This is a genomic window from Nocardia stercoris (assembly GCF_003696265.1).
Taxonomy (GTDB): domain Bacteria; phylum Actinomycetota; class Actinomycetes; order Mycobacteriales; family Mycobacteriaceae; genus Nocardia; species Nocardia stercoris.
In genome coordinates, this window is sequence record NZ_RFFH01000034.1 from 1 (window position 1) to 15,318 (window position 15,318).

2 protein-coding genes and 2 pseudogenes are annotated in these 15,318 nt (G+C 72.3%); all 4 read right to left on the minus strand.

Going from position 1 to position 15,318, the window contains the following annotated elements; all coding sequences use genetic code 11:
* Positions 1-6,916: SDR family NAD(P)-dependent oxidoreductase (locus tag EBN03_RS34780; protein ID WP_456093824.1), on the minus strand; the 6,916-nt coding region annotated here is incomplete at its 3' end.
* A gap of 129 nt (positions 6,917-7,045) precedes the next feature.
* A complete protein-coding gene (locus EBN03_RS35945) occupies positions 7,046-10,012 on the minus strand; it encodes a type I polyketide synthase (protein WP_407671292.1) in 2,967 nt (988 codons plus the stop codon).
* A pseudogene (locus EBN03_RS35950) lies at positions 10,004-12,700 on the minus strand (type I polyketide synthase); the annotation flags it as partial. The pseudogene EBN03_RS35950 and the gene EBN03_RS35945, both read right to left, overlap by 9 nt.
* 312 nt (positions 12,701-13,012) lie before the next feature.
* Positions 13,013-15,313: pseudogene (locus EBN03_RS35955) on the minus strand (SDR family NAD(P)-dependent oxidoreductase); the annotation flags it as partial.
* Between the last annotated feature and the right edge of the window lie 5 nt (positions 15,314-15,318).

Genomic DNA, 15,318 nt, shown 5'->3' on the forward strand with positions numbered 1-15,318 from the left:
GGGACCAATCCACCAGCTCCCCGAAGGCCGCATCGCACTCGGCGATCTTCGCCGCGAAAACCGGTGCGGTGTCGAGCAACTCGACACCCATCCCGACCCACTGCGCCCCCTGACCCGGGAACACCAGTGCGACCTTGCCCGCGATCCGCACGGAACCCGTACGGACGAAGGCACTTTCCCGTCCCTCCGCCAGCGCCGTCGAACCCGCCAGCAACTCCGCACGGTCACCGACCACGACCGCACGGTGTTCGAACCGGGCCCGGCTCGACACCAACGACGACGCGATATCCGCCACGTCCAGCTCCGGGCGGTCGGCGACGAACGCCGCGAGCCGGGAAGCCTGCTCCGCCAACGCCTCCGGCGTCCGCGCCGACAGCACCCACGGCACCACCGCGCCGGCCGAACCGTCCGGTGCGGCACTGTCCGCCGCGGCCGATCGCAGCGGCGCCTCCTCCAGGACGACGTGGGCGTTGGTCCCCGAGACACCGAACGACGACACACCCGCGCGCCGCGGCCGATCCGCGCGATCCCACGGCCGCTGCTCGGTCAGCAACTCCACCGCGCCCTCGGACCAATCCACCTGCGTAGACGGCCGATCCACGTGCAAGGTGCGCGGCAGCACGCCGTGGCGCATCGCCTGCACCATCTTGATCACACCGCCCACACCGGCCGCCGCCTGCGTGTGACCGATATTCGACTTCAGCGAACCCAGCCACAACGGCCGGCCTTCGGGCCGGTCCTGACCGTAGGTCGCCAGCAAGGCCTGCGCCTCGATCGGATCACCCAGCCGGGTACCCGTACCGTGCGCCTCGACGACGTCGACATCCGTGGCCGACAGCCCGGCGTTCGCCAGCGCCTGCCGGATCACCCGCTGCTGCGACGGACCGTTCGGCGCCGTCAGACCGTTCGACGCACCGTCCTGGTTCACCGCGGTGCCCCGCACGACGGCCAGCACGCGGTGGCCCCGACGCTCGGCCTCCGAGAGCCGTTCCACCACGAGTACGCCGACACCCTCGGACCAGCTGGTGCCGTCCGCGCTGTCCGCGAACGACTTGCTCCTGCCGTCGGCGGCGAGCCCACGCTGCCGGGAGAACTCGACGAACACCTCCGGCGTCGCCATCACGGTCACACCACCGACCAGCGCCAGACCGGTCTCACCGGACCGCAACGAGGCCACCGCCTGGTGCAGTGCGACGAGACTCGACGAGCACGCGGTGTCCACTGATACCGACGGCCCCTCCAAGCCCAATGCGTACGAGACCCGGCCGGACACGATCGAGCCCATCGAATTGCTGTGCGGGTAATCGTGGTACATGGCACCGACGAACACACCGGTATCGCTGCCCTGCAACGACTTCGGATCAATCCCGGCGTCCTCGAGCGCCTCCCACGACGTTTCCAGCAACAAGCGCTGCTGCGGATCCATCGCCAGCGCCTCGCGCGGACTGATCCCGAAGAAGCCCGCGTCGAACAGACCGGCGTCGTACAGGAAACCGCCCTCGCGCACATACGATTTCCCGACCGCCTCGGGGTCCGGATCGTAGAGACCGTCCACATCCCAGCCGCGATCCGACGGGAAATCGCTCACCCCGTCACGGCCCTGCGCTACGAGATCCCAGAGATCCGCGGGGGATTCGACTCCGCCCGGATACCGGCAACTCATACCCACGATCGCGATCGGCTCGTCCACCACCGACCGCACCGGGACCACCGCCGCGGCCCGGGCACCCACGCCGCCCAGGCGTTCGAGCAGGAATTCCGCTACCGCGTTCGGCGTCGGATAGTCGAAGACCAGGGTCGCGGGAACCGCCACGTCGGTGGCCGCCTTGAGCCGGTTGCGCACCTCGACGGCGGTCAGCGAATCGAAGCCGAGGTCCCCGAAGGCGGCGTCGGCGGCCACCGAGCCCGCGCCGGCATGCCCCAGGACAGCGGCGACCTGCGAACGAACCAGCTCCCGTAACAGCTGTCGCTGCTCCTGCTCGCCCAGCCCGGCCAGTTGCCCCCGGATGCCGGATGCCGCGACCGGCCCGGCGGTCGCGGCGGCTCGCCGGGAGCCGGCCACCAGCTCGTGCAGCACAATCGGCAGGGCACCCGTGCGTGCCTGCGCGGCCAGCCCCGCGGCGTCGAAGCGGATCGCGACCACGGCAGCACGGTCCTGTGCCACCGCGGCATCGAACATGGCCAGGCCCTGCTCGTCCGACAGGCCCAGCATGCCGTTGCGGCCGATGCGCGCGACATCGGTGCTGTCGAGGCGGCCGGTGATCCCGGTCGACGACGCCCACAGACCCCAGGCGATCGAAGTCGCGGCCGATCCCGCCGCGCGGCGCTGTCCGGCGATCGCGTCGAGCACCGCGTTCGCGGCCGCGTAGTTGCCCTGTCCGGCGGCACCCAGAGTGCCTGCGACGGAGGAGAACAGCGCGAACAACGCCAGATCCCGCTCCCGCGTGGCCTCGTGCAGGAACCACGCGGAGTCGGCCTTCGCGGCGAGCACCGCGTCCACCCGGTCGGGGGTCAGCGAGCCGATCACGGAGTCGTCCACCACACCGGCGGCATGCACGACACCGGACAGCGGGAACTCCTCGGGTACCGCCGCCAGCAGTTCCGTGACACCGGCCGCCTGCGACAGATCGCAGGCCACGATCCGCACCCGCGCGCCCAGCGCGGTCAGCTCGGCAGCTAGCTCCGCCGCACCCGGCGCGGCCGGACCACGGCGGCTCGCCAGGACCAGAGCGGAGACATTGTGCTCGGTGACCAGGTGCCGCGCCAGCACGGCGCCCAGACCACCCGTGCCGCCGGTGATCACCACCGTGCCCGCGGCGACTCGCGTCCAGATGGTGTCGGCCGGGGGCGTGGCCAGGCGGGTCAGCCGCGCGCCGTGCAGCACGCCGTCTCGTTCGGCCAGCTGCGGCTCACCGGCGGCGACCGCCGCGGCCCAGGTTCCGGCTCCGGCCTCGGTGTCGGTGTCCAGCAGGATGATCCGGCCCGGCTCCTCGGCCTGCGCGGCCCGCACCAGACCCCACACCGCGGCACCGGCCGGATCGGTGACCGATTCCCCGGCGGCGGCGACCGCGCCACGGGTGACCACCAGCAACCTGCTCGCGCCGAACCGCTCCGATGCCGAGAACTCCTGCAGCACAGCCAGAACCCGATGCGTGAGCGCGCGCACCGCTGCCGGGACGTCCGAGGTTCCGTCGTGGTCGCGGCAGTCCAGGACTATGGTCGCGGGTGCCGGATCGGACGCGGAAAGCGCTGTCCAGGCTGGCATCTCGCTCGCGTCGGCGGCGGTGCCGGCCGGCAGCGGTGTCCAGTGCAACGCGTGCAGGCGGTCGGCACCCGGCGCCACCAGCCGGGCGGCCTGCACCGGCCGGAAGGTCAGGGAGGCCACCGACAGCACCGGGCGACCGGCCGGATCGGCCACCTCGACCGCGAGTACGCCGTCACCGGCCGGGACGATCCGGGCCCGCACGGCTACGGCCCCCGCGGCGTGCAGGCGCACGCCCGCCCAGGCGAACGGCAGCTGGGGCGCGTCGCCGGTGCCCGGTGCGGCATCGGCGGTCGAGGCGTGCAGCACCGCGTCGAGCAGCGCCGGGTGGATGCCGAATCGTCCGGCGCCGGATTCGGCGTCGGCCGGCAGCGCGACCTCGGCGAACAGCTCGGTACCGCGACGCCACACCGACCGCAGGCCCTGGAACACCGGGCCGTATCCGTAGCCGGCCGCGGCCAGCCGCTCGTACAGTCCGTCGACCGGCACCGCGGTGGCGTCGGCCGGCGGCCACGCCGCCGACTCCGCGTCGGCCGGGGGGTCCTGCCGCGCGCTCAGTTCTCCGCGCGCGTGCAGCACCCAGGTTCGCTCGGTGTCGGATTCGGTCCGCGAGTACACCGAGACCATCCGGGTGCCCTCGGCGTCGTCCTCCCCGCCGGCGACGACGATCTGCACCTGCAGGCCGCCGGTCGCGGGCAGCACCAGCGGCGAGATCAGCGTAAGTTCTTGCAGTACACCGCAACCGACCTCATCGCCGGCGCGTACCGCCAGCTCCACGAATCCGGTACCCGGGAAGACCACCGCCCCGCCGACCACGTGATCGGCCAGCCAGGGCTGCGACTGGATCGATAGTCGGCCGGTGACGACGACCCCGCCGGCCTCCGGTAGGGAGACGACCGCGCCCAGCAACGGATGGTCCACCGCGTCCACACCCAGCGCCGCCGCGTCGCCCGACATCCGGGTCGATTCCAGCCAATACCTGCGGTGTTGGAAAGCATAGGTGGGCAGCGTGATCCGAGCGGGGTGGCCCTGCGGCCACAGCGCGGTCCAATCCACCGCGACACCGGCCGCGAACATGCCGCCCAGCGCGGACACCGCGGCACCGACCTCGGCACGTGACTTGCGCAGTACCGGAACGACTTGCGCCGCACTGGATTCCGCGAGGCTCGCCGAAATCAGCGCGCTCAAGCCACCATCAGGTCCAGCCACCACGAAAATGCCTGCGCCCGCGGCATGCAGCGATCGAACCCCGTCGGAGAACTGGACCGTCTCGCGCACGTGCCGTACCCAGTACTCCGGCGTCGACACCTCGGCACCGGCGAGTTCACCGGTCAGATTGGACACCAACGGAATCCGCGACTCGGCGAACGACAACCCGGCGAGCACCGCACGGAACTCCGCCAGCATGGGCTCCATCAGCGGTGAATGGAACGCGTGCGAGACCCGCAGGGACGTCACCCGGTGCCCGGCGGAGCGCAGGCGCTCCGCCGCTGTCTCCACCGGCTCGCGTTCGCCCGAGATCACCACCGCCGCAGGACCGTTCACGGCGGCGATCGCCACACCCGCGTCGCCCAGCGCCGCCCGCACAACGTCCTCCGCCGCGGCGACCGCGACCATCGCACCACCGGCAGGCAGCGCCGACATCAACCGGCCCCGCGCCGCCACCAACACCGCCGCATCCGCCAGCGACAACACCCCCGCCACATGTGCCGCGGCGATCTCACCGATCGAATGACCCGCCACCACATCAGGAGTCACACCCCACGACCCCAACAGCCGCGAAACACCCACCCCCACAGCGAAAAGCCCCGCCTGCGCGAACAACGTGTCATCGACCAGCGACTCGCCATCGCCCCACAACACATCCCGCACCGGACGATCCAACGCCCGCTCCAGCAGGTCCACGGCCTCGTCGAACGCCGCCGCGAACACCGGGAACTCCCTGTGCAATTCGCGGCCCATCCCGGCCCACTGCGCACCCTGCCCCGGGAACACCAACGCGAGCTTGCCGACCGGCCGGACGACGCCGCGGACCACCGCGGCATCGTCACGCCCCTCGGCCACCGCACGCAGCCCGGACAGCAACTCGTCACGATCGCCGCCCACGACCACCGCACGATGTTCGAACCGCGCCCGGCTCGACACCAGCGACCACGCCACCTGCGCGGCGTCCGCCCCGGGACGGTCGGCGAGGTAGGTCGACAAGCGAGAAGCCTGCTCCGCCAACGCTTCCGGAGATCGCGCCGACACCACCCACGGCAGCACCGACGGTGCCGCGGGCGCACTGTCCGCAGCCGGTCGCGGCGCGGCTTCCTCCAGGATGACGTGCGCGTTCGTCCCCGAGATACCGAACGACGACACCGCGGCCCGCCGCGGCCCGTCCGCGACGTCCCACGACCGCTGCTCGGTCAGCAGCGACACCGCGCCGCTGGACCAATCCACATGCGAGGTGGGCTCGTCCACGTGCAGCGTGCGCGGCATGACGCCGTGCCGCATCGCCTGCACCATCTTGATCACGCCGGCCACGCCCGCCGCGGACTGGGTGTGACCGATGTTCGACTTCAACGACCCGAGCCAGAGCGGCCGGCCGTCCGGCCGCTCGCGACCGTAGGTCGCCAGCAGCGCCTGCGCCTCGATCGGGTCGCCCAGCGCCGTGCCGGTGCCGTGCGCCTCGACCACGTCGATATCACCGGCCGTCAGCCCGGCATTGGCCAGCGCCTGCCGGATCACCCGCTGCTGCGACGGACCGTTCGGCGCGGTCAGGCCGTTCGACGCACCGTCCTGATTGACGGCGACACCACGCACTACGGCCAGGACCTGGTGCCCGCGCCGCTCCGCCTCCGAGAGCCGCTCGACTACCAGCACACCGGCGCCCTCGGACCAGCCGGTACCGTCGGCCGCCTCCGCGAACGGTTTGCACAACCCGTCCGGGGCGAGCCCGCGCTGCCGGGAGAACCCGACGAACGCGTTCAGCGTCGACATCACGGTCACACCGCCGACCAGCGCCAGACCGCACTCACCCGCGCGGACCGCGGCCACCGCCTGATGCAGCGCAACCAGACTCGACGAACACGCGGTGTCGACCGACACCGCCGGACCCTCCAACCCGAGCGTGTACGACACCCGGCCCGAGACCACACTGATCGGCGTACCGGTCAGCTCGTAGCCGTCACTGCCCGCCCGGGCCGCACCACCACCGGCCGCCGCCGAGCCATAGCGCAGATCACTGACGCCGATGAAGACGCCGGTATCGCTGCCCTGCAACGACTTCGGGTCGATCCCCGCGTCCTCCAGGGCCTCCCACACCGTCTCCAGCAGCAGCCGCTGCTGCGGATCCATCGCCAGCGCCTCACGCGGGCTGATCCCGAAGAACCCGGCGTCGAACTGCCCCGCGTCGTGCAGGAAACCACCCCGGCGCACATAGGTCTTCCCGACCGCCTCGGGATCGGGATCGTACAGCCCGTCCACGTCCCAGCCGCGATCCGCCGGGAATTCGGTGATCCCGCTGCGGCCCGCGGCGACCAGTTCCCACAGCTCCTGCGGCGACGACACGCCCCCGGGATAGTGGCAGCCCATGCCCACGATGGCGACCGGCTCGGACCGCAGGGCGGTCAACCGGCGGTTCTCGGCGCGAAGCCAGTCGCCTTCGGTCACCGCGTGCCGCAGAGCCTCTACGAGCCGATCACGTGGGCCAGTCATACCAATGTCTCCCAAAGCTGTCGAACAGTAGAACCAGGTGTGGCAGGCGCTGCCCAGCGCGCTGCCGGAGGTCAGGTCATGCGCTCACCAGCTCCCACGCAGGGCTCGGTTGATCAGCTCTTCCTCGTCCATGTCGGCGGCGGAGATCGGCTCGCTGTCGGCCGGGGTGGGGGCGACGACGTCCGTGCCGCTCGCCAGGCCACCCAGCACGCCGAGCAACCCGGATTCCCGAAGTCGCTGTATCGGAATCGAATTCAGCATCGCGCGGATCTCGGCATCGGCATCCGGTTCCGGGTCCGTGGCACCGGTGAGCTCGGCGAGCACGTAGTCGGCCACCGCCTGCGGGGTCGGGTAGTCGAAGACGAGAGTCGCCGGCAGCGTCAGCCCGGTGACCGCGTTGAGCCGGTTGCGGGCCTGGACCGCGGTCAGGGAGTCGAAGCCGAGCTCCTTGAAGGGCTGCTGTGGCGCGACGGCGCCCGTGGACGGGTGCCCGAGAATCCGCGCGGCCACCGATCGAACCATGTCGAGCACCGCCGCCGGCCGGTCGGCTTCCGGCAGTGCCGCCAGTTCGTCCGGGAAGGCCGGTCCCGCCGCCGCCCCGGTCACGTGGCGCGCGACCGGAACCAGTCCACGGGCCAGTGCCGGAATCTCGGCTCCCCGAGCCCGCAGCGCGGCCCGGTCCACCCGCGACGCCACCAACTGAGCGGCATCGGATGTGATCGCGGCATCCAGCAATGCCAGGCCGTCCGCCTCCGACAGGGGCGGGAAACCCTGTCGGCGCATCCGATCGAAATCGGTCTCGGACAGGTCGGCACCGAGCGCACTCGACCGTTCCCACATGCCGTAATCCACTGCCGTTCCCGGCAATCCGAGCTGCCGTCGATGTGCGGCGAGCGCGTCGAGGAAGACGTTCGCCGCCGCGTAGTCGGCTTGCCCGGCCGCGAGCACCAGGCCGCCCGCCGAGGACAGCAGGACGAACAGCGAGAGGTCGTGCTCCCGGGTCAGCTCGTGCAGATGCCATGCGGCGTCGGCCTTGGCGCGCAGCACCCGGTCGAGCCGATCGGCCGTGATCGACTCGATCAGGCCGTGGTCGGCGATCCCGGCGGCGTGCACGACACCCACCAGCGGATGCTCGGCCGGGATGCCGCCGATCAGGGCCGCCAGCGCCTCCCGATCGGATACGTCACAGGCGGCGAGGGCGACCTCGGCCCCGAGTTCGGCCAGCTCCGTGCGCAATTCGGCGGCGCCGGGCGCCTCGGGACCGCGCCGGGAGGCCAGGACCAGGTGCCGCACACCGTGTTTCGTCACCAGGTGCCGGGCGATCAACGCGCCCAGCCCGCCGGTGCCGCCGGTCACCAGTACGGTGCCCGGTCCGACCGGCCGCGCGGCCGGCACGGCGTCGTAGCGGCGCAACCGCGGGACGAACACCCGGCTACCGCGCAGGGCGGCCTCCGGCTCCACCGCAACCGCGGCGGCCGCGGCGAACGGGTCGAGGGAGTCGTCCACATCGAGCAGCCCGAATCGGCCGGGATGCTCGGCCTGCGCGGCCCGCAGCAGGCCCCAGACCGGTGCCTGCGCCGGGTCGATCGGATCCGGATCAGCCACGGACACAGCGTTTCTGCTCACCACGACCAGCCGGGAACTCGCGAAGCGTGGATCGGCCAGCCAGCCCTGGACCGCGTCCAGTACACCGATCGCGATCCGCCGGGCGGCGTCGAGCGGCTGCTCGGCACCGGCCGGGTCCGGCTCGAGCACCACGACCTCGGGAACGACGGCTCCGGCGGTCGCGTCCAGGTCCGCGATCAGCGCCGCAAGGTCCCGATAGTGCCGCACCCCAGCAGAACTCGGGCGCGCACCGAGTACCGCCACCCCAGCGGGGTCGACGGCCTCGGCCGACTGCGGTGCCTCGACCCAATCCACCACGAAGCAGGCGTCCGCCACCACACCGGCGTCCGATGCCGCCCCGGACACCGGCCGGAATGCCGTGGCCCCCACCGACAACACCGGGGCGCCTTGCCGGTCGGCCAGGTCGACGGCGAGCCGATCACCGTCGACGGTGATCCGGGCCCGAACGGTCGCGGCACCCGCGGCGTGCAGGCGCACATCCTGCCAGACGTCCGGCTGCACGGGTACGGACTCCGTGCCGACCGCACCGGCCACGAGTGCGGCCCGCAGTGCCGCGTCCACCAGCGCGGGGTGCACTCCGAAGCGGTGCGCGTCGATATCGGCGGGCAGCGCCACGTCGGCGAACACCTCGTCGCCGCGCCGCCACACCGCACGCAGCCCCTGGAAGACCGGGCCGTATCGGTAACCGGTCGGCGCCGACTCGTCGTCCAGCGGCACCACCTGCGCGCCCGCGGGCGGCCAGACCACCAGCTCCGCACCGGTGCCGGGCAATTCGTCACCCAGGACACCCTGTGCGTGCAGCACCCAGGCCTGGTCGGCCGCCGCCTGCTTCGCGTCCCCGGAATCGGTGTGCGAGTAGATCGACACCGTCCGGATCCCGGCGGCGCCGTCCGCGCCACCGACGACGACCTGGATCCGCACCCCACCGGCCGCGGGCAACACCAGCGGTGCCACCATGCCGAGTTCGCGCAGGACGCCGGCGCCCGCCTCGGCACCGGCGCGGATCGCGAGCTCCACGAAACCGGTTGCGGGGAACAGTGTCCGCGCGCCGATCGCGTGGTCGGCCAGCCACGGCTGGGCGTGCAACGACAGCCTGCCGGTCACCACCACGGCACCGGACTCCGGTGCGGTGACCACGGCACCCAACAGGGGGTGATCGACCGCGGACTGCCCCAGCGACGCGGCATCCACCAGCGACGACGCGGTGTCGAGCCAGTATCGGCTCCGTTGGAAGGCGTAGGTCGGCAGGTCGGCTCGCCGCTGCGGACCGGTCCACAGTGCGGCCCAGTTCACGTCGATACCAGCGGTGTACAACTCGCCCGCCGCCGCCAGCGCTGCCCGGACCTCGGCTCGGTCCTGCGGTGCCGCCGAAGCCCCGTCACCGGTGTCGGCGGGAACGCGACGTCGGCGCAGCACGGGAACCACACGCGCGGTACCGGACTCGTCGACGATCTGCGAAATCAGCCCGCTCAGGCCACCATCCGGCCCGGCCACCACGAAAGTAGCCGCGCCCGTGGCCCGCACCGACCGCACACCGTCGGCGAACCGCACGGTCTCGCGCACATGCCGCACCCAGTAGTCCGGCGTCAGCAGTTCGGCACCGGCCGGCTCGCCGGTCACGGTGGACACCAACGGAATCCGTGGCTCCGCGAACGTCAGCCCGGCGACGACCGCACCGAATTCGGCCAGCATCGGATCCATCAACGGCGAGTGGAACGCATGCGACACCCGCAACTCCGTCACCCGGTGACCGGCGTCCCGCAGCCGCTCGGCGGCCGCCTCGACGACCTCCTGCGCACCCGAGATCACCACCGCCCGTGGCCCGTTCACCGCGGCGATCGCCACCTCCGGGCCCAGATCGCGCAGCACCTCCCGGACAGCTTCCTCGCCGGCCGCGACCGCGACCATCGCGCCACCCGCCGGCAACTCCGCCATCAAACGACCACGCGCGGCCACCAGCTCCGCCGCGTCGGCCAGCGTCAGCACGCCGGCCGCGTAGGCGGCGCCGATCTCACCGATCGAATGCCCCGCCACCACATCCGGAGTCACACCCCACGACTCCAACAGGTGATACACACCGACACCGACCGCGAACAGCCCCGCCTGCGCGAACATCGTGTTGTCGGCCGACGCATCGTCACTGCCCCACAACACCTCCCGCACCGGAACCTCCAGCGCCTTCTCCAGCAAGCCGACGGCCTCGTCGAAAGCGGTGGCGAACACCGGGAACGCCTCGGCCAGTTCCCGGCCCATGCCGGCCCACTGTGCGCCCTGGCCCGGGAACACCAACGCCACTGCGCCGGTCGCCGACGCGGCGGGGACCGGCGCGTCGTCCCGGCTGTTCGCGAGTTCACGTAGCTCCGAGAGCAATTCGTCGCGGCTGGCACCCACCACGACGGCGCGATGGTCGAACTGCGCCCGGCTGGTGACCAGCGACCAGGCCACCTCGCCGACATCCAGTTCCGGACGCGCCGACACGAACGCCGCGAGCCGGGAAGCCTGCGCCACCAACGCTTCCGGAGTGCGCGCCGAGACCACCCACGGCACTACCTCCGGGCCGGTTCCCCAGTCCTGCTCGACGGCATCCGCGGCCGCCTCCTCCAGGATGACGTGCGCATTGGTCCCGGAGATACCGAACGACGACACACCCGCACGCCGTGGGCCGGTGCTGTCCCAATCCCGTTGCTCGGTCAGCAGTTCCACCGAGCCGTCCCACTCCACATGACTGCTCGGCCGATCGACGTGTAGCGTGCGCGGCAGCACTCGGTGCCGCATCGCCTGCACCATCTTGATCACACCCGCGACACCGGCAGCGGCCTGCGTGTGACCGATGTTCGACTTCAGCGAGCCCAGCCACAGCGGGCGGTCCGCGGGCCGGTCCCGGCCGTAGGTCGCCAACAGCGCCTGCGCCTCGATCGGATCACCCAACCGGGTACCCGTACCGTGCCCTTCGACGGCTTGGACGTCGCGCGCGGTCAGTCCGGCGTTGGCCAGCGCCTGCCGGATCACCCGCTGCTGCGACGGACCGTTGGGCGCCGTCAGACCGTTCGACGCACCGTCCTGGTTCACCGCGGTTCCCCGCACGATCGCCAGCACCCGATGCCCGCGCCGTTGCGCCTCCGACAACCGCTCCACCACGAGCACACCGACGCCCTCGGACCAGGTGGCGCCGTCGGCGGCATCGGCGAACGACTTGCTGCGACCGTCGGGCGCCAGGCCCCGCTGCCGCGAGAACTCCACGAACGTGCCCGGCGTCGCCATCACCGTCACACCGCCCACGAGCGCGAGACCACACTCACCGGCACGGACCGCGGCCACCGCCTGGTGCAGCGCAACGAGACTCGACGAGCACGCGGTGTCCACCGTCACCGACGGACCCTCCAGCCCGAGCGTGTACGACACCCGGCCGGACAGGATCGAACCACTCGCGCCGCTGCCCGGATAGTCGTGGTACATCGCGCCGACGAACACACCGGTATCCGTGCCGCGCAGCGACTTCGGGTCGATCCCGGTGTCCTCCAGGCCTTCCCACATCGTCTCCAGCAGCAACCGCTGCTGCGGATCCATCGCTACCGCTTCGCGCGGGCTGATCCCGAAGAACGCAGCGTCGAACAGTCCGGCGTCGTACAGGAATCCACCGTCACGCACATACGACTTGCCATCGACGTCCGGGTCCGGATCGAACAGCGTGTCCACGTCCCAGCCGCGATCGGCGGGGAACTCCGACACGACGTCACGACCCTGGAGTACCAGCTCCCACAGGTCCTGCGCGGAGGTCACGCCGCCGGGGTACCGGCAGCTCATGCCCACGATCGCGATCGGCTCGTCGGCCACCGGCCGCGGCGCCGGGGTCGCGGGGCTCGCCGCCGCGCCGGCCAGCTGCCGGCGCAGGAACTCCGCGACCGCCCCGGGCGTCGGATAGTCGAAGACGAGGGTGGCGGGTAGCGCGACGTCGGTCGCGGCCTTCAGCCGGTTCCGCGCCTCGACCGCGGTCAGCGAATCGAAGCCCAGGTCGGCGAAGTTCCGGTCCGGGGCGACCGCCGAGGGACCGTCGTGGCCGAGCACCGCGGCCACCTGCTCGCGCACGAGTTCCACCAGCAGCGACAGCTGCTCGTCCGCGCTCAGTCCGCTCAGTCTGCCGCGGATCCCGGCCGGCGCGCCGATACCCGTGGCAGCGCCGGCCCGGGCCGATCCCGGGACCAGCCCGCGCAGGAGCGGGGCGCGGCCGCCGGACCGGGCCGCTGCGGCCAGCGCGGCCACATCGAAGCGGGCCGCGACCACGTCGGCCCGGTCCTGTGCGACGGCGGCGTCGAACAGCGCCAGCCCCTGTTCGTCCGAAAGGCTCAGCACGCCACCGCGATTGATCCGCGCGGTATCGCCGCCCGCGAGGTGAGCGGTCATGCCGGTCGAGGACGACCACAGCCCCCAGGCGATGGACGTCGCGACCAGCCCCTGGGCGCGCCGCTGTGCGGCGAGAGCGTCCAGGACCGTGTTGGCCGCGGCGTAGTTGCCCTGGCCGGGCCCCGCCAGCGTGCCGCTGAGCGAGGAGAACAGCGCGAACAGGCCGAGATCCAGGTCCCGGGTGGCCTCGTGCAGGAACCAGGCCGCGTCGGCCTTGGGCCCGAAGACGGCGTCGATCCGGTCCGGGGTCAGCGCGGCGAGCATGCCGTCGTCCAGCACACCCGCGGCGTGCACCACACCGGTCAGCGGGAATTCGGCCGGCACCGCGGCCAGCAGCTCGGCCACACCGGCGGCGGTCGAGATATCGCAGGCCAGGACCAGTACCCGGGCGCCGAGTGCGGTCAGGTCCGCGGCCAGTTCGGGTGCACCGGGCGCCTCGAGGCCGCGGCGGCCGGCCAGCACCAGCGACGGGACACCGTGCGCGGTGACCAGGTGGCGCGCGGTCAGCGCACCCAATCCGCCGGTGCCGCCGGTGATCACGACGGTGCCGGCGGCCACGCGCGACCACGTGTCGTTCGGGGCCGCCGACGCCGGCAGGCGCGTGAGCCGGGCGCCGGACACGGTCCCGTCGCGCACCAGCAGCTGCGGCTCGTTCGCCGCGACTGCCGCGGATACCGTGTCCGCAAGTTCACCGTCGGTGTCGGCGAGCACGATCCGGCCGTCCTCCTCGGCCTGTGCCGAGCGGACCAGCCCCCACACCGCGGCCCCGGCCGGATCGACGACACCCGCGGGGTCGGCGCTCACCGCGCCGCTGGTCACCACCAGCAGGCGGCTCGATTCGAATCGCGGCTGCCGCACGAACTCCTGCAGCACGGCCAGGGCCCGATGCGCGCGGTCGTGCGCCGCCGCCGGTAGCCCGGTGTCACCGTGGGAGCGGCAGTCGAGCACCACTGTCGCCGGGGCGGAATCGGATTCGGCGATCCGGTCCCATTCGAGATACTCGGCCGGGACGTCGGGCTCGGGCAGCGGCAGCGGTGACCAGTTCACGGCGTGCAGCCGAGCGGCGTCCCGTGCTGTCGTCAGCGTGTCGAGCCGCATCGGCCGGTTGGTGAGCGCGCCCACCGACAGCACCGGGCGACCGGTCCGGTCGGCGACCTCGATCGAGTAGACGTCCGGGTCCGGCGAGGTGATCCGAGCCCGCAGCGCGGCGGCGCCGGTCGCGTGCACGGTCACGTCCGCCCAGGAGAAGGGCAGCGCCGGAGTATCTTCCGCGCCGATCCCGGCGGCGGCCGGCACCGCGTGCAGGACGGCGTCCAGCAGGGCGGGATGCAGCCCGTACCGCTCGGCTCCGGCGGCGACCTCCTCGGCCGGGACGACCTCGGCGAACAGTTCCGCCCCGCGGCGCCACACCGCGCGCAGGCCTTGGAACGCGGGACCGTACCCGTACCCGGCCTCGGCCAGCCGGTCGTAGAGCTCGTCGATCGGGACCGCGACCGCATCGGCGGGCGGCCACGTCGCGAGGTCGGCACCGGATGTGGCTGTGCGGCCGGTCAATACACCCTGGGCGTGCAGTATCCAGTCCGCGTCGGCCGTCTCGCTGCGTGAGTAGACCGTGACAGCCCGTGTGTCTTCCGGGTCGCCGGCAACGGGGTCGGCGGCGACGGCGATCCGGATCTGGACCGCGCCGGCGGGCGGCAAAACCAGTGGCGTGCCCAGGGTCAGCTCCCGCAGCACCTCGAATCCGGCCTCGTCACCGGCGCGCACCGCGAGCTCGACGAATCCGGTGCCCGGGAACAACACCACGCCGCCGACCGCATGATCGGCCAGCCACGGCTGCGACTGCAACGACAACCGGCCGGTCACGACCAGACCGTCGTGCTCCGGCGCCGACACCACCGCGCCCAGCAGCGGATGATCGACCCGGTCGACTCCCAGCGACCGGGCATCCCCGGTCGCTGCCACCGGATCGATCCAGTACCGGCGATGCTGGAAGGCGTAGGTCGGCAGATCCACGCGGCGGTCCGGGCCGTCCGGCCACAGAGCGCCCCAATCTACTTCGGTGGCAGCCACATCCACGGCCGCTGCGGACAGCAGGAACTGCACGACGTCGCTCTCGTCCCGGCGCAGTGTCCCGACCACGGTCGGCACGGGCCCGGCGCCGGTCTCGGACTGCCCGGTCTCGGCGATCTCCTGAATCCCGTTGGTCAGCAGCGGATGCGGGCTCGCTTCCACGAACACGGAGTAACCGTCGGCGACCAGCGCCCGCACTACCGGCTCGAATTGCACTGTCTCCCGGAGGTTCCGGAACCAGTACCCCGCGTCCAGCCCGG